Below are 20,909 nucleotides of genomic sequence, written 5' to 3'. Positions count from 1 at the left end.
AGCAAGCTACGCCCTATCGCCAGCCCTCACCTTGCACCTGATTCACACCTCTCCGGTTTACCCATCATGCACTGCCGCACAGGATTCATGCGGCGTTCATACGTATTCCCGCTACACTGGTGCAGAAATTGCGCAAGGCATTTGTGCGACCTTATTTCCAAATGGAGAACGGCGGCATGAAGCGGATCGGCATTCTGTTCGGCATTGAAAACAGCTTTCCCGGCGCACTTGCAGAAGAAATCAACCTGCGGCAGGTGGACGAAGTCACAGCCGAGTTCGTCCGTGTGGGCGCAATCTCTGGCACGGCGGATGCATCCTATGCGGTCATTATCGACCGCATCAGCCATCTTGTCCCCTTCTATCGCAGCTGGCTCAAACAGGCCGCGCTCCGTGGCACGGTGGTGCTCAACAACCCCTTCTGGCAATCGGCAGACGATAAATTTTTGAACTACTCGCTGGCGGCCCAACTGGGCATTGCCGTGCCGCCCACCATGCTGCTGCCCCACAAGGAAAAACCGGCTGGCGTCAGCGACCAGACACTGCGCAACCTCGAATTTCCGCTCGACTGGGAGAGCATCTTTGCCACCATTGGCGAACACGGATTCCTCAAGCCAGTCGATGGCGGCGGCTGGCGCGACGTCTTCGAAGTCCACTCGCGCGACGAGTTCTTCCACGCCTACGACCAGACCAGCAACCAGTGCATGGTCTATCAAAAAACCATCAACTACGAGCACTACTTCCGCTGCTACGTGGTGGGAGCCAAGCGCGTGCGCGTGATGGGCTACGATCCTCGCCACCCCCATGCTGAACGCTACCTCAGCGAACTTCCGCCCGTGCCAAAGATGCTGATCCATCGCATGGAGCGCGACGCCATCCAGATCTGCAAAGCGCTCGGCTACGAGTTCAACACCGTGGAGTTCGCCGTGGCCAATGGCATACCCTACGCCATCGACTTCATGAATCCCGTTCCCGATGCCGATGCCAATTCAGTGGGCCAAAAGAACGCACAGTGGTTCGTCGAGCAGGTAGCCGACCTGGCCATTGCCCGCGCCCTCGCCCCGTCTCACGCACCCAGGCTGAACACCGCCGCTCTCTTCGGCTCCAAGGAATCCTCGGCTAAAACAGCGGCCAAGAAAAAGACCACGACTAAGAAGAGCAACCCCGCGAAGAAAAAAACGGCTGGCTTGGCAAGGAAGAAAAAATAGACGTACCTTGTTTGGTTGTTCCAATCATGCAAACGCGAAAAGAATCAGAACGGAGGGAGCAGGGGCATTCATGCCCCTGAATCTGAAACCTCCTCTACGCCGAGGCCTTCAGGCCCGGAAACTTCTCTGGCTTGGCATTGAAATATACGGCCTACTCCGCCAGTTGCTTCTCATAGCAATAAAAACTGAGCCCGGGTCGGCCCGCGAATTCCGTCTCACCAGCGTATAAATAGCCCAACTTCACGAACAATTCCTGCATGGCCTTGTTCGTCGAATTGGTGTCGGCGCGCAGCAGGCGTGTGCCACGCTCTGCGGCAATCACCTCCGCCTGCTGCATGAGCGCCATCGCCACGCCCTTGCCGCGCACCTCAGGATCAACCGCCAAACGGTGCGCCACAATCGCCTCTTGCTGAAGATCCCAACCCACGTTTGCGTACTCCGGCGTCTGATCGAGCGTCAGCGCCACCACGCCAGCAATCGCGCCTGAATCTTCCGCCACCCAAAGCTGCTGCAGGCGCACGTCGTGCTCAAAAAACTGCCGGTTGGGGTACTGCTCGTTCCACTGCGGATTGCCACTGGCCTGCATCTGCGGCACCACACGGCGAATCAATTGCAGAACAACCTCCAGATCAGCTTCGGTAGCGCGGCGAATCAGCATCATTCAAACCCTCGGGAAAATTCCATCTCCACAAATCCTTCGTGGGCAAAATCGATCCTAAACGAAAACCCCATCCCGACGCGTGTTGCACGCCAGAATGGGGTCATGTTTTGGGCTGCGCTGCTTTACCGCGTCTTCCACTTGTTCGAGAGCAACGCCAGCTTGTCTTCCATGCTCAACTGCGGCTTGGCCACCGGCTTGGCGGCAGGCCTGGCAGACTGCTGCTGCGGACGCACCGGCCCACGGCCCGTCGGAGGCTGCAGCGCTTTGATCGACAGACCGATGCGCTTGTTCTTCGCATCCACCGCCGTCACCTTCACCTTCACAATCTGGCCGGTCTTCACTGCGTCCGAAGGATCCTTGATGAACTTGTTGGAAAGCTCGCTGATGTGTACCAGACCATCCTGATGCACACCCACGTCAACAAATGCGCCAAAGCGGGTCACGTTGGTCACCACGCCTTCCAGCACCATGCCCACCTCAACGTCGCGAATCTCCTTCACGCCCTCCTTGAAGCTGGGAGCGACAAAAGTATCGCGCGGATCACGGCCCGGCTTGCGCAGTTCGGCCATGATGTCATTGAGCGTGTAGGAACCCGCCTGCAGCTTGCTGCTGTCCACCTTTTCCAGTAGCTGCGGCTGGCGAATAATGTCGCTCACCGTAGCATTCGCAAGCTCGGCAATCTTCTCCACCAGCGGATACGATTCAGGGTGAACCGCCGTCATATCCAGCGGATTTTCTCCATTGCGAATCCGCAGGAAGCCAGCCGCCTGCTCAAAGCTCTTGGGGCCGATGCCGGAGACTTCCAGCACCTGCTGCCGGGAGCGGAACGCGCCCTTCTCGTTGCGATGGTTCACAAGGTTGATCGCGGTGCGCTCGGTGAAGCCGGCCACGTAACGCAGCAGCGTCCACGACGAGGTATTCAGGTCCACGCCCACCTTGTTCACGCAGCTCTCAATCACTGCATTCAGCGATTCCTGCAGTTGGCGCTGGTCCACATCGTGCTGATACTGGCCCACGCCAATCGACTTCGGATCGACCTTCACCAGTTCCGAGAGCGGATCCTGCAGACGACGTGCAATCGAGATCGCGCCACGCACCGTCAGATCCAGATCCGGGAACTCCTGCCGCGCAATGTCCGAGGCGGAGTAGACGCTGGCTCCGGCTTCGCTCACCGTCACCGAAAAGATGGAATCAATCTTGTACTCGCTGAGGAACTCGCGCACAAACGCGTCGGTCTCACGCGAGGCCGTACCGTTGCCAATGGCAATGGCGCGCACGTTGTGGCGGCTCAGAAGCGCTGCCATCTTGGGCGAAGCCTCGGCGTTGCCATTCTTCGACGTGTGCAGATAGAACACATCGTGGGCCAGCATCTTGCCGGTCTCGTCCACCACCGCAACCTTGCAGCCGGTACGCAGACCCGGGTCAATGCCCAGCACCGAGATCGGTCCAGCCGGTGGCGCCAGCAGAATGTTGTAAAGATTGTCGCGGAAGACCTGGATCGCGTCCGTGTCGGAGCGATGCTTCAACTCCACACGAATCTCGCCCTGAATCGACGAGTTCAGCAGACGCTTCCACGCATCCTCAATCGCCAGATTGAGCTGTCTGCTCCAGTCGCCCTCAAAGCGCAGCACATGGCGGCGAATCAGAGCCAGCGCACGTTCGTTCTCAACCTCAATCAGGAAGTAGAGCACATTCTCGCTCTCGCCGCGGCGAATGGCCAGCATGCGATGCGACGGAATCGTCTTCACCGGTTCCGAGTACTCGTAGTACATCTTGAACTTTTCCTGCTCGTCGACGGCATCGGTCACCTTGCGGCTAACCACCACGCCCTCGTCAAAGACCATCGTACGCAGAGCCTTGCGCAGGTCAGCGGCTTCGCTGACCCACTCAGCCACAATGTGCCGCGCGCCTTCCAGCGCTTCGTCCACGTTGGCCACGCCCAGCTCGGCGTTCACAAAGGTGGGCGCAAAAGCCTCCAGCGGCTGCTCCGTGGTCTGCTGCGCCCACAGGTACTGGGCCAGCGGCTCCAGACCCTTTTCGCGCGCAATGGTCGCCTTGGTGCGGCGCTTGGGCTTGTAGGGCAGGTACAGATCTTCCAGCTCACTCTTGTCGAGCGTAGCCTCGATCCTGGCCTTCAGCTCGTCGGTCAGCTTGCCCTGTTCGGCAATCGAAGCCAGAATCGTCTCGCGGCGGTCGGCAAGATCGCGGTAGTAGGTGAGCTTTTCTTCGATGGCGCGGATCTGCACTTCGTCCAGATTGCCGGTCACCTCTTTGCGGTAGCGGGCAATGAACGGAACCGTGCCGCCGTCGTCCAACAGTTCGATGACGGCCACCAGACCGCGCATGGGCAGGTTCAGCGTTTGGGCGATGTGCAGAAGAATTTCAGGAGAGAGGGTTTTAGCTTCCTTCATGGGGTTCCAACGTCCATAGTACATGCGCAGACCCACCCCTGTCCGCAGCGCGTGTGCAAAAAAACAGGGCCTGCACGCCACCGCGCGCAAGCCCCTTGTTTATGCTGTTTCGCCACCTCTTATCTAGGCGAATTCCACCTTCAGCGCCAAGCCAATCGAAGAGATTTTTTCTTTCGGCAGCTGCACCTTGAGCGCCTCTGCGGTCTGCGTCCACTGCACCTTACCCTCTGCCCCCAGCAGACTCACCTGAGCAATGCGACCGGGCTGCTGATCGCTTTCAAGGCCCAGCGCCTTCACCTCGGCCTGATGTTGCGGCCAGCCCTGCACAAAGGCATAGAGCGTTTTGCCTTTGGTGGTAAAGCGCACATCCTCGGCCGTAAAATCTCCACGCTTATCTTCGTTGAAGCCGCCTGATTTGATTTCGGCCTTGGTCGATGGTCCCTCGCCGTAAATCTTCCACGGCCGCGAGCCAAAGATTCCCTCGCCGTTCACGGCCATCCACTTCGTAATGCCGTCCAGAACCTCAAGCTCCTGGCAATCGGGTTCGCCAGAGTTCGGCAGCGGCACGCTCAGCAGCAGATTACCGTTCTTGCTCACAATGTCGGTCAGCAGATCGATTACCTTTTTGGCCGTCTTGTACTTCTGCCCGCGCTTGTAGTGCCACTGGCCAATGCAGGTGTCGGTTTGCCACGGATGAACACTGATTGCATCCGCCACGCCACGCTCATGATCCAGCGCGCAGGTGCCCACCGCGCAGTCGCTGTCCAACTTGCTGTTGTACACCGCCTCCACCACGCCACCATGCCGCGCCGCGCTCACGTTGTACAGATGCGAAACCATCTGCAGGCCGTACTCCTCAAAGGGCAGATAGCCATCGGTATACAACAGGTCCGGCTCATGCTGATCAATCAGATCGGTAATGCGATCCAGGTAGTGCTTGCGCCAACTATCAGGAATGCCGTCGCTGTTCCAATCAAGCGTATCGCCAAAACGCGCGCTGTCGGCATCGTGATACAGGTCAGCAAACTTCGCATCAACGCCATCGTAAGGCACGCCCGCATACAGTCCGCTCTTATCCGACTGATGGCTCGTGGCCCACCACTTGTAGCTGATCCACAGATGCTCACTCACGCCAAAGCGCAGGCCCTGCTTGCGGGCCGCCTCGCGCCAAATTCCCACCACGTCCTTCTTCGGCCCCATCGCCACCGAGTTCCAACGATTGTGCTTGGAGTTCCACAGATCGAAGTTGTCATGATGCACACCCATCGAGACGAAGTACTTTGCACCGGCCCGCTTGTACAGGCCAATCAAGTGATCAGGATCCCACCGGGCAGCCTTCCAGTCGTTCACCAGATCCTTGTAGCCCACCTTCGACGGATGGCCATAGGTCTGCACATGGTAGTCATACTGGTCGCTGCCCTGCATGTACATATTGCGCGCATACCAGTCGCCGGCTTCAATGGCCGACTGTGGACCCCAGTGCGCCCAGATGCCGAATTTGGCATCGCGGAACCAGTCGGGAATCTGGTAGCTCTTGAGCGACGCACGGGTTGCAGTAAATGCGGGTTGCGCAAAACCCCGCGCGCCAGCCAAGCGGCTCAGTGCAACTGCTCCGCCAACTGTCTTCATCATCTCTCGCCGATTCATGGGCATCTCTAAGGCTCCTTCCAGCAAAAAAACTTTCCCGCAAAAAACAGGCGGGCGACGATGCGTCCGCCTGTTTCAGCGATTTTCTCCTGTTTTTTTGATTGTGGCAATTCTCGAACGCAACCTTTGTTCGGCTCCTGCGCTCCAGTAACCGCAATCCAGTTCGAAAAAGACAGAAGTATACGGAATGGTCAGACTGGTCTTCAGAATCAGAATCCGGAAACTCTCGGCCGCATGGTCGAGTTTGGAGATGATCTGCTCATGCTCCAACTCCGTGCATTCCGCCCCCAGCAGCTCTGTCAACACCGAACGATAGCCCGCCACGCCGCGCGCATCCTCTTCCGTCAGGTGCTTCAGCTCCGCATCCACATAGATCTTGGAGCGCAGATGCTTCTGTGCCTGAATGGCGTCGTAGACAATGCGAACCGATTCCAGTTGCCCGGCTTCAATCACCAGCGTCTCAATGCCTGCCTTCGACTGCGCGGGATACGCTGCATCGGCCACCACAATCCAGTTGCGATGGCCATAAAGCGGAAGCAGCTCATTAAGTCTTCTCTCCCACGAGCGGGGAGCTTTCTGTATCATCGCTTTTCTCCGCGCTAAAATCATTTCAGCTCTTCATCCTGGCAGACTGCCACCTTGCCGCACTTGCCCGAGGCCATCAGCGCATAGGCCTCGTCCGCCTTGGTGAGCGGGAAGCGGTGCGTGATGATCTCCGCCGGATGCAGATTCCAGCGTACCAGCCTCTCCACCAGTTCTTCCATCAGCCAGGTTGACGTCACCCACGATCCATAGACCGTCTTCTGATCGTGGATCATGTCAGGCGAAGGATTGATCTCGACCTTACCCCCCTCACCAATGAAAACGATACGACCCCACTTGCGCGTGGCGCGAATCGCAGTGGCACGCGCTGCAGGATGCGCCGAGCAATCCACGGCCCGCTCCACGCCCTGCCCGCCGGTCAGCGCTTTCACCTCGGCCACATTGTCAGCACCAGAGGCCAGCACCGCATCACACAAGCCAAGATCCTTGGCAATCTGCATGCGCTCCGGCACCACATCAATGCCGATGATCTTCTCCGCTCCCAGCTTGCGGCAGAGCGCTCCGGTCGCTAGTCCCACCGGACCAAGCCCCGTGATCAACACAGCGTGCGAGCCATCGATGCCGATCTTCATCAACCCCTCGTAAACCGTGCCAAAGCCGCAGGCCACCTGGGCACCATCGGCGTAGCTCAGCGCGTCGGGCAACGCAATCAGATCCTTTTCTTCGGCAATCATGTACTCGGCCATGCCGCCATCGCGCTGCCATCCATAGGCGCGGCGATACTTCTCGCTCGTACAGCTGATCATGTAACCACGCCTGCAATCGTTGCATACGCCGCAACCGGAAATGTGGTAAACAATCACCCGGTCACCCTCTTTGAAGCGGCGACAGCCCGGCCCCGCCGACACAATCTGCCCACACGGCTCATGGCCTGCAATCACGCCCTGATAGCCCTCCGGCCCCTTGCCCAGATGTTCGTGATAGATGCAGCGAATATCGCTGCCGCAAATAGTGGAGGCCTTCACCCGCAACAGAACCTCACCGTGGCCCGGCGTGGGCACCGGCACAGTGCGCATCTCTACAGTGGAATCGCCCGGCAGGAACGCCGCCAACATCGTTTTGCTCATTTCCATCTTCTCCAAAACACAGTGCGCTACAACAAAGACTGAAAGCTGACAGCTAATAGCTGATAGCTGCTTTTAGAGCAAATTCAGAATGACCGTGCAGTCTGAAAGAGTGTGCAGGGTGCCGTTTTCTTGAGGAAAACGACACTTTGATCCATCAACTCCCTCTACAGCAATTCTGAATTTGCTCTACTCCGGCGTAATCTCGCCGTTCACATCCCACAGGTCTTCCCAACTCTGATTCGCCTTCCACAAAAACACCTGCCCCTTTATCAGACGGCAGTTGCGATCCAGCGCCGCAATCGCCTTCATCTCTTCTTCTGTCAGCGGATCCTCTGTGACCGCAAGCAGATTGTCCCGGTAGTGATTCACTGAAAACGGAATTGGCGTCTGCCCGCGCTGCACCGCCCACTTCAAACAAATAGCTGCGGGATGCGTATTGTGTTTCGCCGCAATCGCGCGAATCACCGGATCTTCGGTGGGCGCAGTGTCTTCGGATGTGCGGTCGCGCTCCGGCCTGCCCGGCGAGCCAAGCGGACAATAGCCGATGGGCGCAATGCCATTGGCCACCACGTAGTCGAACAATTCCAGCTGTTGGAAGTGGGGATGCAACTCCATCTCATTCACCGCCGGTTTGATCTGCGCATCACGCAGGATCAGCTTCAGCTTGGGCACGGTCACATTCGATGTGCCGATGTGCCGCACCAACCCACTCTGCACCAACTCTTCCATCCTGCGCCAGGTCTTCATGAAGTTCTCATGGATGTAAGACCGGGCTGCGGCCGAGCGCGAACTCACATCGCAACCCGGCGCATGGAAGTTGGGGAACGGCCAATGCACAAGGTACAGATCCAGATACTCCAGCCGCAGATCGGCCAGAGACTTTTTGCACGCGGCAATCACATCGTCTTCGCCATGCCGGTCATTCCACAGCTTGGAAGTGATCCAGAGTTCCTCGCGCCGCACGCCGCTCCGCAGGATCTCCGCAAAGGCCGTACCGATCTCGGCTTCATTGCCGTAGACCGAGGCACAATCAAAGTGCCGGTAGCCGATCCGTGCCGCGCCCTGCACGGCCTCGGCAATGGCCGTGGCGCTTACGTGGTCGCTACCAAAGGTTCCCAGGCCCACGGCGGGCATCTTTGCTCCGCTGGCCAGAGTGCGCACGGGCACTCGCGCAGGATCAATCGGGGCAAACACGTTGGGCGCGTTGGGGCGATTCAGATTCATGATTTTCCGCCTTAAAGTTATCGGTAACTGCAACGCACGCAGAATAAATACGTCCATCCAAACCTGTCAATGGACTCTTTTCTGCGCTTGGATTTATAGTTATCGCTAAAGGAATCTTTCCAGACGGTTCGCAACCACGATGAAGCGTTCAAAAAACAGTTCCCGTAGCCTCTCCCCGGCAAGCACGCCCGTGCGCATGAAAGACATTGCGCACGACCTCGGCATCAGCACCGTCACCGTCAGCAAGGTGCTACGCGATCATCCCGACATTGGCGAAGAGACCCGCCGCCGCGTGCTCAAGCGCGTCAAGGAGCTGAACTATCAGCCCAATCTGGCGGCGCGCACCCTCATCACCGGCCGCACCTGGACCATTGGCCTGGTTGTGCCCGATCTGCTGCACCCCTTCTTCGCGCAGATGGCCAAATCCATCTCGGCCAGCATTCGCGCCCACGGATACAGCCTGATTCTGGCCTCGTCGGAAGAAGATCCGGAACTGGAGCGGCAGGAGATTGAGCAACTGCTCGCCCGCCGCGTCGATGCAATTCTGGTGGCCTCCGCGCAGTGGAGCGTGCAAAGCTTCCGCCACATTGAAGAACGACACACGCCCTACATTCTCATTGATCGCAGCTTTACCGGCCTGACCGCCAACTTTGTAGGAGCCGACGACGTGGCCATCGGCGAGTTGGCAACAACGCATCTGATTGAGCAAGGCTGCAACCGTATCGCGCACATCCGAGGCCCCGAAATCAGCACCGCGCAGGGCCGTCTGGAGGGCTACCGTAGTGCTCTTTCCGCACGCCGCCTCGCACCACTACGCGGCCACATCGTTTCCATCGGAAACTCTGCCGACGACCGTGGCGAGCAGGGCGGCTATGAGGCCACATGCAAACTCTTGCACTCCACCCCCCGCCCCGACGGCATCTTCTGCTTCAACGATCCCATCGCGCTCGGCGCCATGCGCGCCATTCTGGAAGCCGGACTGAAGATTCCCGACGACATTGCCGTGGTGGGTTGCGGCAACCTTCTCTATTCCGATTTCCTGCGCGTGCCGCTCACTTCCGTCGATCAGGACAACGTACAGATCGGCCAGTTGGCCGCGCGCATGACCCTCGACCTGCTCACCGAGGACTCCATGCACCGACCGCGTGTGGAGCGGGTAAAACCACGCCTCATCGTACGCGCCTCATCGCAGCGCCTGCCTCATTAAGCTATCACTCTGGTGCTAGGGAGACTCTGCACAAGTCCCAATACTGCATTCTGCTTGGATAAAATGATAAGTAGAGGGCAAGGGCGATGCGGCAACGAACACTGGCGTCACAAGCGAGTTTTGAGCAGTATGGTCGCAAGGGCAAGCGGGAGCTTTTTCTGGATCAGATGGAGCAAGTGGTGCCGTGGGCGGAGTTATTGGCGCTGGTTGAGCCTCATTATCCCAAGGCTGGCAACGGCCGCCAACCAGCAGGCTTGTCGATCATGCTCCGCACGTACTTCTTGCAGCAGTGGTTTGGTTTTTCAGACCCCGGAATGGAAGAAGCTTTCTATGATTCGCCCGCGTTGCGGCGCTTCGCCGGAGTTGATCTGGGCCGTGCCTCCGCGCCCGATGAAAGCACCATTCTGCGCTTCCGCCACCTGCTCGAAGAACATGAGTTATGCGGCCAGATACTCGATACGGTGAACCACTTTCTAGCCAGCCGGGGCATTCGCATCGGCACGGGAACCATCGTGGATGCAACGATTATCAACGCTCCGAGTTCGACGAAGAACTCGACCGGCAAGCGCGATCCTCAGATGCACCAGACCAGGAAGGGACAGCAATGGTACTTCGGCGCGAAAGCGCACCTTGGCGTTGATAGCAAGTCGGGCATTGTGCACTCAGTCTGCACCTCTGCGGCCAGCGTGGCGGACAAACATATGCTGCCTGACTTACTGCACGGCGCAGAGAAGAAAGTCTGGGGAGACGCAGACTATCAAGGACAAACCGAGGCAATTCATGCGGCCGCGCCCGGGGCGCAAGATATGACCAGCCGCCGCACCAAGTTCAAAAATTATGTAGACGAAGAAGCCAAGCGCAAAAATACGACCAAGGCCAGAGTTAGATCGAAGGTGGAGTGGTGTTTCCGCATTCTGAAGCGCGTTTTTGGATTTACCAAGGTGCGCTATCGTGGCTTAAGGAAGAACCACGAGTGGCTTTGCGCGGCCTTTGCCCTGGTTAACCTTTACCAAAATCGCAAACGGCTGGTCGCGCTGGGGGCGTAGTGTCTCTGGAGGCCGGAAAACGGCCTCCAGAGACAAAAAACAACCACGTAGAGCCCGCGCCTGGATGCAACTGAACCCGCAATTCTGGCTATAACTGCTTCCGAACCCATTGCATTATAATTACACCGCAAAATCGCGGGTTGTGCAGAGGCTCCCTAGGGTCTGTTGACGTTCCTCAGGCGGCGGAACATCAACAGACCCTAGAGCAATTTGCTCTAGCACCAGAGCGTGGCTCAGCACATCCATCAGGAACTCTACTTCTTCAGCCGGTGTGCTCTCGCTCTGCCCCAGCAAGCGGCGCTGAATCGTACCCCGCGTCATATCTGCAATCAGCCAGGCCACACGTTCAGCGTCCAATTGTCGAATGCGCCCACTCCGGCTCTCGACCTCGATAGCCTCCGCCAGACGCAATACTGGCGCACCAAGAAAATCGCGATACTGCCGCCGGGTAATCGTCAGATTCACGCCCTCGGAATCCATGATGCGGAAGATTTCCTTCTGCTGCTCGGCATTCTCTATGCGAGCCAGAATGAAGGCGCGCATCTTGCCCGCCAGCGTTGGCTGCGCGTCGATGCGCTGGAGCGTGCTGGCCTGCAAGATCTTCATGTCATGTGCCAGCAGCGCCTGATAGACCTCGGTTTTGGATCGAAAATACAAATAAATAGTGCCTTTGGCAATACCAGCCTCGCGCGCGATTTCATCCATGATGCCCAGCACGAATCCCTTGCGGGCAAACACCTTGCGCGCGGCATTCAGAATTTCTTCACGACGGAATTCACTCACCACCTGCTGCTTGGTGCGGGGCTTTTTTCGCTCGGATTGTTTCATTCCGCTTCGGGCCTCCTCGCCTTATGACTAAACAGTATATTAAAATGACTTCATGGTCAGTGAATCAAACACGGCCGTTTCTGCATCTCCCGCCGAATGGCAACCGTCGGTAAATCCTTGGCTGGTGGCCGTTTCGGTCATGCTAGCCACCTTCATGGTGGTGCTGGATTCTTCAGTGGCCAACGTCGCCCTGCCCCACATCGCGGGCACGCTCTCGGCCTCCACCGACGAATCCACCTGGGTGCTCACCAGCTACATCGTGGCCAACGCCATCATGCTGCCAGCCTCGGGCTGGATCGCGCGCCGCATCGGCCGCAAGCGCCTGCTGATGCTCTCCATTCTGCTCTTCACCATTGCCTCGCTCTTCTGCGGACTGGCCGTGAACATGCCCATGCTGATTGTGGCGCGCGTACTGCAGGGCATTGGCGGCGGCGGCATGCAGCCGCTGGCGCAGTCCATTCTGTTGGAAAGTTTTCCGCCCCACAAGCACGGTCAGGCCATGGCCTTTTACGGCATGGGCATCGTGGTTGCTCCGGTCATCGGCCCCACGCTGGGCGGCTGGATCACTGACAGCTACAGTTGGCACTGGATCTTCTACATCAATCTGCCCGTTGGCCTGCTGGCTATGTTCATGGCCAATCTTTTTGTCGAAGATCCGCCCTATCTACGTCAGCACTTCAAAGGTGCCATCGACTACATGGGCTTTAGCCTGATGGCTCTGTGGCTCGGCACCTTGCAGCTCGTGCTCGACAAGGGCCAGGAGGCCGACTGGTTCTCCACGTCGTGGGTGGCATGGACCAGCGCCATCTCCGTTGCGGCACTTATCGGCTTTATTGCGCGCGAACTCACCTGTGCCGAGCCCATCGTGCGGCTGCACGTGCTGCGCGACCGCAACTTCGCCGTCAGCACGGTAATCACCACCGTCTTCGGCTTCACGCTCTACGGCGTCACGGCGTTGCTTCCCCTGTTTCTGCAAACGCTGCTCGGCTATCCGGCTCTCGATAGCGGCCTCGCCGTCAGCCCGCGCGGCCTCGGCTCACTGGTTGCCATGATGATCGTCGGCGTGCTGGTCAACTACATTGATGTGCGCCTACTGCTGGCCTTCGGCTTCTTCGGTTTCGGCTGCTCCACGCTCATGCTCAGCCACATCAACCTGACCATCTCCATGTGGACCGTTGCCATTCCAAACTTCATCAACGGCTTTGCCGGCGGCTTCATCTTTGTGCCGCTCACCACGCTGGCCATGGGCATGCTGCCCAGGCAGGAGATCGGCAACGCATCGGGCGTCTACAACCTGCTGCGCAACGTGGGCGGATCTGTCGGAATTGCCACCGTCACCACCATGCTGGTGCGTGGCGCGCAGCGCCATCAGAACTATCTGGCCGCCAACCTTTCGCCCGCTAACCTGCAGGCACAGACCTTTGCCAAAGGCCTCGGCACAAAGTTTCTGATGGGCGGATCCGACCCCGTAACCAGCCAGTTGAAGGCTGTAGGCATGCTCTATCGCAATCTGCAGCAGCAGGCCTCGCTGATGGCCTATGCTGACAACTTCCGCATGCTCGGCTACCTGGCGCTAGCCTGCCTGCCGCTGGTGCTTCTGCCTAAGCGCCCACGTCACCAAGAAAAGCCGTCGGCCGAAATGCACTAGAATTTGCGGCCCTCATCTGCGATGCTCTCAACAGGAGATTGCCATGCTCTTTGTTGTACTCCTGGGCGGCGCCCATCCCAAAGCCAACATCGAGTTGCACGACATTGCCTTTGCCCTCGGTGACAGCCTAGTCGAGACCTATGATCAGCTGCGGGCCGCATGGTTCGCTTCACCTCGCCACGTGCACATTGACGGCTGGATGGAAGTGGAAGGCGTAGACGGCTATCGCATTGAGTGGCGCAGTGAGACCGCTCCGACCGATGAACCACGGCTTTACTTTGTTCATCTGGGCGGTTACGAAAGCGGATTCTTCGGCGAAGCCCACGAGCATCTGCTGGTGGCCGCGCTCAACGCCACCGAGGCCAAACAAAAAGCCAAGGCCAAGCTCAGCAAACCATGGCAGAGCCCACACACCGATGCACTCTTCGAGGTTGCCGGCTGCATTCCCTCGGAGGTTGCTCACGGCCTGCATCTGCGCCTTGTTCCCGGCGAGTACAAGGAAAACGTTGTGCACAGCGAGTATGTGGTGATGGAGTAGTTAGCGGTATCAGCGGAGTTAGCCGCCAGCATATGCCTTGCAAAAGCATGAGCCTTCCGACCAAACGCAAAATTTCAGAACCAAGAAAAGCGGCCCGGCGCTCAACACGCAGGACCGCTTTTTTGTTCTCTGCTCTCTGCTTTTAGTTCTCCGCCGAATGGAAGCCGCCCGACCCTGCTTTAAAGCTGACATTTGAGGTTTTGCCCTCGGGCGGATTGGCACAGTTCCACATACATGCGCCGCAGTGCACGCATTTTTCACGCTCGAAGACGGGAATGCCGCCACCGCCCAGCGTAATGGCCTGACCGCTACACATCGAGATGCAGGTTTTTTCGGCACATCCGATACAGAGGTTCTTGTCCTGGAAGACCACATGGTCAGCGTAGCCCGGTGAAGCCTGTACCTTGCCACCCATCAGCAGAGCGTCCTGCTGCGTAATCAGAAGCCTGCCGTCGAAGGGAATCTCCGGCCAACCCCGCACGCTCATCAACGCATCGTGCAGCGGACGTCCGCTGGCCTGAGCATCCTCAGCCGCCTTCTTCACTTCAAGAGCGGCAATCGAATTATCCTCCAGGCGATGGATCTGCTCACTCGGTGTAGGCACATCGCCACTGTAGCCAAGCTGTCCCTTGGTAAGACCTGCCAGCGCCGTGCCGATCAGGCCGCGCACAAATCCTTTGTGGAAGCCATGCCGCGCCCACTCTGCTTCGTTTGCGCCCTTCTCCACCCAGCTCGCACGCCGCTTCTTCTCGTACGTCTTGTTCAGATTTTCCTTGGTAAAGGGCAGCTTCTTCCGCAGCAATTCCACCACGGCATCCGCCAGTTGCGTACCCGTAGCCCAGGCCTCATCCACGCCAGAGTTGGTAAGCATGTTGGTGGAACCCGAGCCCTCGCCAATACGCGCAAACCCCTCGCCCGAGAGCACCGGCTCACCATGTTTGCCGCTCTCTTCCAGCGACTTTGCGCCCCAGGAGCGCAGCGTGCCGTCCTTCAGGTGCGGCCACAGCAGCGGATGCTGGATGAAGTGCTGCAAATAGCGATAGGCCGTGCGGCTTGAATCGCCCATCCACGACGGCACAAAGATGCCCACCGAGACCAGACGCTCCGGATGCACATAGAGGAAGCCAAAGATCTCCGGCTCAGGATAGCCGAAGGTGTGCCATACCGTGCCGGGCGTAAGTTGGGAGCTGATCTGCCCATCAAGCACTCCCGCCTCGTTCAGTTTCTCCGTGTCGACGCCATGCGGATTCTCTTCGTCGGGCGGAAGCTCAATCACGAACTTCATGCCCAGAGCCCACTCGCGCTTGTTGCCGTCGGTTTCAAATTTGCGATCGAGAGCCTGCCCGATCTGGCCCACCGGACCATCGCCCACCACGGTCAGAGCAGCGCGCACGTCCATGCCAGCCATAAAACCATCGGCAGGCTTGCCGTGCTTGTCCACGCCCTGATCGGCCAGACGCACGCCCTTCACGGCGTCGCCCTCAAGCAGCGGCTCTGCCACCGGCATCGACGGCCAGATCTGCACCAGACCACTGGCCATCAACTGCGAACCAACCCACTGATTGAACTGGCCGATCGAGAGCACAATTCCACCCTTTTTATGCAGGAAGGACGGCGTCCAGGGCAGTTCCATGGCAGAATCCCGCACGCCCAGAATCGAGCCGAAGATCTTCAGGAACCGGTCGCCCACACGCAGCACCCAGGAGCGACGGCTGGCACCCTGCGGATCAAGCAGATAGAAGATCTTCTCCTGCCGGACCTCAATGCCCATGGGAATCTCGGAAACGTCGAGCGTTGGAAAGCTCCGGCGAATAGCCTTGGCGCGTGTAACCACGCCGCTGACTCCGGCGGCCAGGTCGTCGGCGCGCTCGTAGCAGAGCACCTGCAGCGGCATACCGGGCGCAGCTTGGCTCTGGAACGCCTCGTCGGCGGGATTCTCATTCCAGGTCCGCACCAACTCGGTCAAAAATCCGCCCGTGGCCGGTCCAAAGCCTACGCAGGCAATATCCACATCCATCGACTGGCGCTCGACTTCGGCAGCCTGATTTTCCTGTGTTTCCAAACTCATGTTTGTTCCTTAAAACAGCTGCTAGCTTCTAGCCTCCAGCCTCTAGCTGCTAGGAGCTAGAAGCTGTCTTACCAAAATCCTGTTGGATTTTCAAATTGCTGCTGCCAGCGTTCTGCTACATCCTGGCAACAGCCTAAATCTTCAACCTAAGCCAACCAGCCTCTGGCTTTCAGTAGCTAAAAGCTAGAGGCTGGAAGCTGTCTTCCGCTAGCCCGCCTGCGGATAATCCAGCGCCTCGGGAATCATCACCTTGCCCACGTTCTCGGCCGCGCGATCCTTGGCCAACCGCGAGCCAGTCAGGCACATGGCAATGCGATTCTGCATACGCAGGAATGCGCCCGTGCCCTCGCAGGCAGCGCAAGGGCCAGCCTTTTCAGGATGGCTGCCATCGTTGCCGATCACGTCCAGCGCCGTGGCGCTGATGCCCGGCATGGTCGCTTCCAAATCGTCCAGTTCACCCGAGAAGAAGCAGCTACGCTCGGTCGGATCGTTCCAATCCGGATGCTTCTGATAGCCGAAGACCAGCTCGGCGCAGATGCGCGAAACCTCGCCCGAAGCCGCTGCGGCCTGCACGTGGCACAGGTCGCTGAGGAACTGCACCGAACCCTCCAGACCTTCAGCAGCCACCGCGTCCAGCTTGCCCTGCTCTTCCAGCGCCAACACATCCATAATCTGGCAGCGTGAGGCCATCAACCAGCTAAGCGCATCGGCCAGCGCAAAGGTCACGCCCTGACGCTGTCCGTGGTAAAGCTTGCTGCCATACGCATCGGTGTGGCTCTCCAGATACTTCAGCGTCCAATGCCACATCTTCATGGCCGAAGCCAGCGTACAGGCTCCAATCTCAGGATGCGTGGCGGCAATGGCGCGCATTTCATTGGTCCACTTCTGGAAGAGCGCCAGAAAGACCTCGCTGGTCATGGTGATGGTCAACTGGCGGCGCTGCACGGCTTCGGGGCCTTCGTAGGTGGCTTCCAACTGCGCATCCATCCATTTATTGGCCACGTAGCCGGGACAATCCTCGGTGATGCCGTAGCCGCCCATCAGGCTGACGGCCTCGCGCAACAGGTTGGCGCCATGGCCGGTGTTCCAGAGCTTGGTGGCCGGACAAAGCACATTGGCTTCCGCGTCCAGCACCACGTACTGCACCAGAGGATCGGCTTCCAGCTCCGCACTGCGCGGATCGTCGGCCTTCATGCCGATCAGCTCGATGGCCTTTTTCTCCACCTCACGCAGTGCCTTCATTTCGGCGCGACCGCCGGCAATGCCACGCTCCTTCAGGATGGCAGCCTTCTGCTTTTCCACCGGCTCCAGCACGTCAAATAAACGCGAGGTGGCAAAGCCAAGCGAAGCCGCGGCCTCGCCCGTCGCCCACACGTCCACCAGGCGTTGCTGCGCGTCTTCCCGCTGCTGAATGCCCTGCTCATAGCGCGACGAGCCCGGCTTGACGCCGTCAGCGCCGCGATAGCGCTCGCGCTGGTAGCGAATTACCGGCTCAATGACCGACAGTAGCTTGGCCGCCGTCATGACGCCAACCGGAACGCGGGTGCGGCGGAAAACCGCCTCGATCACTTCGCTGTGGTTGAAGTTCGGCACAATCACGCCGTCCTTCACCGTATAACCGCCCACAATGCGGCTGGCCGGAACCTTCAGGTTGAAGATCGGATCGCCGGTCGACGAAAGCTGATGCACCAGCTTCTTGGTGGGCGTGCCGCGGTCGTAAATGCCCTTATCGTCCTTTTCAAGAATGATGACGCAGCTGCCCTTGATGCGCTCATCGGCGCTGATCACGGCAGCGGTCACAAAGTCAGCAAAGGCAATACCGGTAATAAAGCGGCCACGCTTGTCGATCTCAAGCGTAGGCTCTTCGCCTTCCTTCCAGTCCACCACGCGCATCTTGCCGCTCAGCATGCTGGCGTCCACGCCCGCATAGGGAATCGGCTCGGTCAGCGCAAAGGCTCCACGCCAGGGCTTGCGGTCTTCGCCCGGCTGGGCCGGGGCGCTCAGCGTCTTATAGCGCGTCACCTGTTCCTGCGTGCCGCGCTCGTGGATGGGCGCAAGGGCCAGAAAGCCGGCCAGCGAGGCCGTGGCAGCGCCGCCATCCACCCAGGCCAGCTCAAAGGCCGCCAGCGACAGCGCCAGATTCTTGGGTCCAACAATAAATCCGCCCTCTTCGGGCTCCATGAAGGCCGCCGTCACGCCCGCGCGATCAAACTCCTCCATCATTCCCGCCTTGCCGGGGGTCCACTCATGCGTGTTGCGTTCGCCCTGAGCCACCAGGCGAGCCACCGTGCCACGAGCCACGCCGCGCGACGACTGCACCAGCATCTGCAGGTCATAACGGTCGGCAAACCGCCACAGAATCTGGCGGACTGCGTCGCCGGGTAAGGTGGTCATCAGGGAAGTTTCAACAGGCGCAAGTGTGGCCATACAAATTTGGTCCTCTCAAACGGGAATATGCGATTTTATTCTCTTGGAATCGTCTCACACGGGCAAGTGACTCGCATCACCTTGTGGTAGACCTTCTCGCACCGCGCTCCCTTGCCAGAGCTTGGCATAATCCCTTTGTACACAGGCTCTGCTTCTGCAAAGCCCCGTGCGGGCATGCATCTTCCGTGCATTGCCACTTATAGGACCAGGCAGATCTAAATACTCGGAAATAGAATATTTGCCAAGATGAAATAAAGATCCTCTGTGATCCGAGTCACCGCCTGCCCGTAGGAATTGGCGTCTGCTCGTAGGCGTGAAATCCCGGCGATTTTTTCTTCCACTCCTCGCACTCCTGATGGCGGGCTTCGTCTCCGTAGCCCGCGGCGCGCAGAAGCTTCAGAACGAGGACTGCCTGGCCTGCCATGGCGATGCCTCATTGACCAAGGACGTTGCTGGCAAACAAGTCAGCATTGCCGTGGACGAAAAGAAGTTTCACGCCTCCATTCACAGCTCCATGTTCAGCTGCGTTGACTGCCACAGCGACGTGAAGAGCCTGGCCCACGAGACTCCGCCCAAAAAGGTAAGCTGCACGCAGTGCCACAGCGATGCGCACGATGCTTATCTGCAAAGCGCACACTCCCATGTGGCCCACCCGGGCGATAAACCCAACGCCAACTGCGAAGACTGCCACGGCGGCGTGCATGAGATTCTGCCCTCCAGCGATCCGCGGTCCACCGTAGCACACAACAACATTCCCAACACCTGCGGCCGCTGCCACGGGCAAAAATTTCTGATGGAGTCGAACGGCATGAGCAATCAGCCGTTCCTCAGCTATCAGCAAAGCGTGCACGGCAAAGCCACCACCAAAGGCAACGGCAAAGCCGCCGTCTGCACCGACTGCCACGGCACGCACCAGATTCTGGCCGCCAATGATTCCCGCTCACCCATCAGCAAATTCAACACGCCCACCACCTGCGGCAAGTGCCACGCGGATGTGGCCAGCGTCTACACGCAGTCCATTCACGGCAAGGCGCTGGCCAGCGGCAACCAGATGTCGGCCTCCTGCACCGACTGCCACGGCATTCACACCATTCAGTCGCACAAGGACCCGAATTCGCCCGTCGCGGCCGGCAATCTTTCCCATGACACCTGCGCTCGCTGCCATGACGGCGTGCGGCTCTCGCAGGAGTTCGGCCTGCCCGCCAATAGCGTGAAAAGCTACATGGATACCTACCACGGTCTGGCCAATCAGGCCGGCTCGGTGGTGGCCGCCAACTGCTCCAGTTGCCACGGTGCGCACAACATTCTGCCCTCCAGCGATCCGCACTCCACCATCAACAAGAACAATCTGGAGGCCACCTGCGGCAAGTGCCATCAGGGCGTCAGCCAAAAATTCATCCAAACCAAGGTCCACCAGGACGGCAGCATCCGCTCCAAGGACATTGGTTCGGTGATCGTGCAGATCGTGCGCATCCTTTACATTGTGCTGATTGTGGTCGTCATCGGCGCCATGTTCCTGCACAACGCCATCCTCTGGCGGCACAAGGCCCACAGGATCCGCACCATGCAGGAGCCCCGGGTGATTCACATGAACCCCAAGATGACCCGCATGACGGTGAATCAGCGCTGGCAGCATCTGATTCTGCTGGTCAGCTTCTTCATTCTGGTCATTACCGGCTTCGCGCTCAAGTTCCCTGAAACCTGGTATGCCCAGGTCTTCGGCATGGGCGAGCACTGGCGCGGCATCATTCACCGCATCGCCGGCATAGTGCTGATGGCCGACGGCATCTACCACCTCTTCTATCTGGCCATGCTGCGCGAGGGCCGACGCATGTTGCGCGACATTGCCCCACGCCCCCGTGACCTCTTCGACCTGTTCGCCAACATGGCCTACGCCCTCGGCCTCAGCAAGAAAAAGCCTGCCTTCGGCCGCTTCAACTACGCTGAAAAAGCCGAGTACTGGGCGCTGGTCTGGGGCACGGCGCTGATGGGCCTGACCGGCGTCATGCTCTGGGCCAAGGTCTGGGTAGGCAACACGCTGGCCCGCTGGTGGGTTGACATCGCCACCACCGTCCACTTCTACGAGGCAATTCTGGCCACTCTCGCCATCCTCGTCTGGCACTTCTACCAGATCATCTTCGATCCCGAAGTTTACCCAATGAATTGGGCCTGGCTCGACGGCCAGATGCCGGTCGAGCAGTACAAACACGAGCACCCACTCGACACCGAATCGCTCCCTAAAACGGAAACCAAGGACGAGTAATAACCTGAATCAAAACCAAGAAAAACCTCCGGAGAGTTTCCGGAGGTTTTTTCTTTGGGTCTTACC

At 58.9% G+C, this 20,909-nt stretch carries 15 protein-coding genes; 6 read left to right on the top strand and 9 right to left on the bottom strand.

What is annotated here, in order from left to right; genetic code table 11:
• Positions 1–176 precede the first annotated feature (176 nt).
• Complete coding sequence (locus tag ACOBR2_RS05115; protein WP_420238977.1) at positions 177–1,205, top strand: ATP-grasp domain-containing protein; 1,029 nt, start codon at positions 177–179, stop codon at positions 1,203–1,205.
• 151 nt (positions 1,206–1,356) lie between these two features.
• On the opposite strand, the gene ACOBR2_RS05110 is transcribed toward ACOBR2_RS05115, so the two are convergent.
• The 6 genes from ACOBR2_RS05110 to ACOBR2_RS05085 all read right to left on the bottom strand — a co-directional run bounded on the left by ACOBR2_RS05110 (position 1,357) and on the right by ACOBR2_RS05085 (position 8,818).
• On the bottom strand, positions 1,357–1,866 hold the full coding sequence (locus ACOBR2_RS05110; protein ID WP_420238976.1) for a GNAT family N-acetyltransferase: 510 nt from the start codon (positions 1,864–1,866) through the stop codon (positions 1,357–1,359).
• Positions 1,867–1,988: 122 nt separating this feature from the next.
• Entirely contained in the window at positions 1,989–4,277 is a 2,289-nt protein-coding gene (locus ACOBR2_RS05105) for a Tex family protein (protein WP_420239976.1), read from the bottom strand.
• Positions 4,278–4,400: 123 nt separating this feature from the next.
• Positions 4,401–5,930, bottom strand: a complete 1,530-nt coding sequence (locus ACOBR2_RS05100; RefSeq protein WP_420238975.1) for an alpha-L-fucosidase — start codon at positions 5,928–5,930, stop codon at positions 4,401–4,403.
• A gap of 69 nt (positions 5,931–5,999) precedes the next feature.
• Positions 6,000–6,509 carry an RbsD/FucU domain-containing protein gene (locus ACOBR2_RS05095; RefSeq protein ID WP_420238974.1) on the bottom strand — a complete coding sequence of 170 codons (510 nt, stop codon included), beginning with the start codon at positions 6,507–6,509 and terminating at the stop codon, positions 6,000–6,002.
• 20 nt (positions 6,510–6,529) lie between these two features.
• Entirely contained in the window at positions 6,530–7,594 is a 1,065-nt protein-coding gene (locus tag ACOBR2_RS05090; RefSeq protein ID WP_420238973.1) for a zinc-dependent alcohol dehydrogenase family protein, read from the bottom strand.
• Positions 7,595–7,780: 186 nt separating this feature from the next.
• Complete coding sequence (locus ACOBR2_RS05085; RefSeq protein WP_420238972.1) at positions 7,781–8,818, bottom strand: aldo/keto reductase; 1,038 nt, start codon at positions 8,816–8,818, stop codon at positions 7,781–7,783.
• Between the two features lie 139 nt (positions 8,819–8,957).
• Between ACOBR2_RS05085 and ACOBR2_RS05080 the strand changes: the two genes are divergently transcribed.
• Together ACOBR2_RS05080 and ACOBR2_RS05075 are read left to right on the top strand one after the other, a co-directional pair.
• Positions 8,958–10,025 carry a LacI family DNA-binding transcriptional regulator gene (locus tag ACOBR2_RS05080; protein ID WP_420238971.1) on the top strand — a complete coding sequence of 356 codons (1,068 nt, stop codon included), beginning with the start codon at positions 8,958–8,960 and terminating at the stop codon, positions 10,023–10,025.
• Positions 10,026–10,111: 86 nt separating this feature from the next.
• Positions 10,112–11,071, top strand: a complete 960-nt coding sequence (locus ACOBR2_RS05075; RefSeq protein ID WP_420238548.1) for an IS5 family transposase — start codon at positions 10,112–10,114, stop codon at positions 11,069–11,071.
• A gap of 120 nt (positions 11,072–11,191) precedes the next feature.
• Here ACOBR2_RS05075 and ACOBR2_RS05070 read toward each other — a convergent pair whose 3' ends face one another.
• A complete protein-coding gene (locus ACOBR2_RS05070; protein ID WP_420238970.1) occupies positions 11,192–11,899 on the bottom strand; it encodes a TetR/AcrR family transcriptional regulator in 708 nt (235 codons plus the stop codon).
• 52 nt (positions 11,900–11,951) lie between these two features.
• Here ACOBR2_RS05070 and ACOBR2_RS05065 point away from each other — a divergent pair, with 52 nt between their 5' ends.
• Positions 11,952–13,547, top strand: a complete 1,596-nt coding sequence (locus ACOBR2_RS05065) for a DHA2 family efflux MFS transporter permease subunit (RefSeq protein WP_420238969.1) — start codon at positions 11,952–11,954, stop codon at positions 13,545–13,547.
• 43 nt (positions 13,548–13,590) lie between these two features.
• On the top strand, positions 13,591–14,085 hold the full coding sequence (locus tag ACOBR2_RS05060; RefSeq protein ID WP_420238968.1) for a DUF1543 domain-containing protein: 495 nt from the start codon (positions 13,591–13,593) through the stop codon (positions 14,083–14,085).
• Between the two features lie 142 nt (positions 14,086–14,227).
• On the opposite strand, the gene ACOBR2_RS05055 is transcribed toward ACOBR2_RS05060, so the two are convergent.
• Together ACOBR2_RS05055 and ACOBR2_RS05050 are read right to left on the bottom strand one after the other, a co-directional pair.
• Positions 14,228–16,153, bottom strand: a complete 1,926-nt coding sequence (locus ACOBR2_RS05055; RefSeq protein WP_420238967.1) for a hypothetical protein — start codon at positions 16,151–16,153, stop codon at positions 14,228–14,230.
• Between the two features lie 207 nt (positions 16,154–16,360).
• Positions 16,361–18,547 (bottom strand): acyl-CoA dehydrogenase family protein, encoded by a 2,187-nt coding sequence (locus ACOBR2_RS05050; RefSeq protein ID WP_420238966.1) that lies wholly within the window; start codon positions 18,545–18,547, stop codon positions 16,361–16,363.
• Positions 18,548–18,893: 346 nt separating this feature from the next.
• On the opposite strand from ACOBR2_RS05050, the gene ACOBR2_RS05045 reads away from it, so the two are divergent.
• Positions 18,894–20,843, top strand: coding sequence for a cytochrome b/b6 domain-containing protein (locus ACOBR2_RS05045; RefSeq protein WP_420238965.1), 1,950 nt, complete (start codon positions 18,894–18,896; stop codon positions 20,841–20,843).
• Positions 20,844–20,909: the final 66 nt, after the last annotated feature.

Source organism: Telmatobacter bradus (assembly GCF_048629425.1).
Lineage (GTDB): Bacteria > Acidobacteriota > Terriglobia > Terriglobales > Acidobacteriaceae > Telmatobacter > Telmatobacter bradus.
Note: the sequence above shows the minus strand (reverse complement) of the source record. Positions and strands in the feature narration are given on the sequence as shown.

Bases quoted from the DNA above. Each gene is read 5' to 3' on its own strand.
- ACOBR2_RS05115 (WP_420238977.1), top strand. From the start codon at position 177: ATGAAGCGGATCGGCATTCTGTTCGGCATTGAAAACAGCTTTCCCGGC.
- ACOBR2_RS05110 (WP_420238976.1), bottom strand. From the start codon at position 1,866: ATGATGCTGATTCGCCGCGCTACCGAAGCTGATCTGGAGGTTGTTCTG.
- ACOBR2_RS05105 (WP_420239976.1), bottom strand. From the start codon at position 4,277: ATGAAGGAAGCTAAAACCCTCTCTCCTGAAATTCTTCTGCACATCGCC.
- ACOBR2_RS05100 (WP_420238975.1), bottom strand. From the start codon at position 5,930: ATGCCCATGAATCGGCGAGAGATGATGAAGACAGTTGGCGGAGCAGTT.
- ACOBR2_RS05095 (WP_420238974.1), bottom strand. From the start codon at position 6,509: ATGATACAGAAAGCTCCCCGCTCGTGGGAGAGAAGACTTAATGAGCTG.
- ACOBR2_RS05090 (WP_420238973.1), bottom strand. From the start codon at position 7,594: ATGAGCAAAACGATGTTGGCGGCGTTCCTGCCGGGCGATTCCACTGTA.
- ACOBR2_RS05085 (WP_420238972.1), bottom strand. From the start codon at position 8,818: ATGAATCTGAATCGCCCCAACGCGCCCAACGTGTTTGCCCCGATTGAT.
- ACOBR2_RS05080 (WP_420238971.1), top strand. From the start codon at position 8,958: ATGAAGCGTTCAAAAAACAGTTCCCGTAGCCTCTCCCCGGCAAGCACG.
- ACOBR2_RS05075 (WP_420238548.1), top strand. From the start codon at position 10,112: ATGCGGCAACGAACACTGGCGTCACAAGCGAGTTTTGAGCAGTATGGT.
- ACOBR2_RS05070 (WP_420238970.1), bottom strand. From the start codon at position 11,899: ATGAAACAATCCGAGCGAAAAAAGCCCCGCACCAAGCAGCAGGTGGTG.
- ACOBR2_RS05065 (WP_420238969.1), top strand. From the start codon at position 11,952: ATGGTCAGTGAATCAAACACGGCCGTTTCTGCATCTCCCGCCGAATGG.
- ACOBR2_RS05060 (WP_420238968.1), top strand. From the start codon at position 13,591: ATGCTCTTTGTTGTACTCCTGGGCGGCGCCCATCCCAAAGCCAACATC.
- ACOBR2_RS05055 (WP_420238967.1), bottom strand. From the start codon at position 16,153: ATGAGTTTGGAAACACAGGAAAATCAGGCTGCCGAAGTCGAGCGCCAG.
- ACOBR2_RS05050 (WP_420238966.1), bottom strand. From the start codon at position 18,547: ATGACCACCTTACCCGGCGACGCAGTCCGCCAGATTCTGTGGCGGTTT.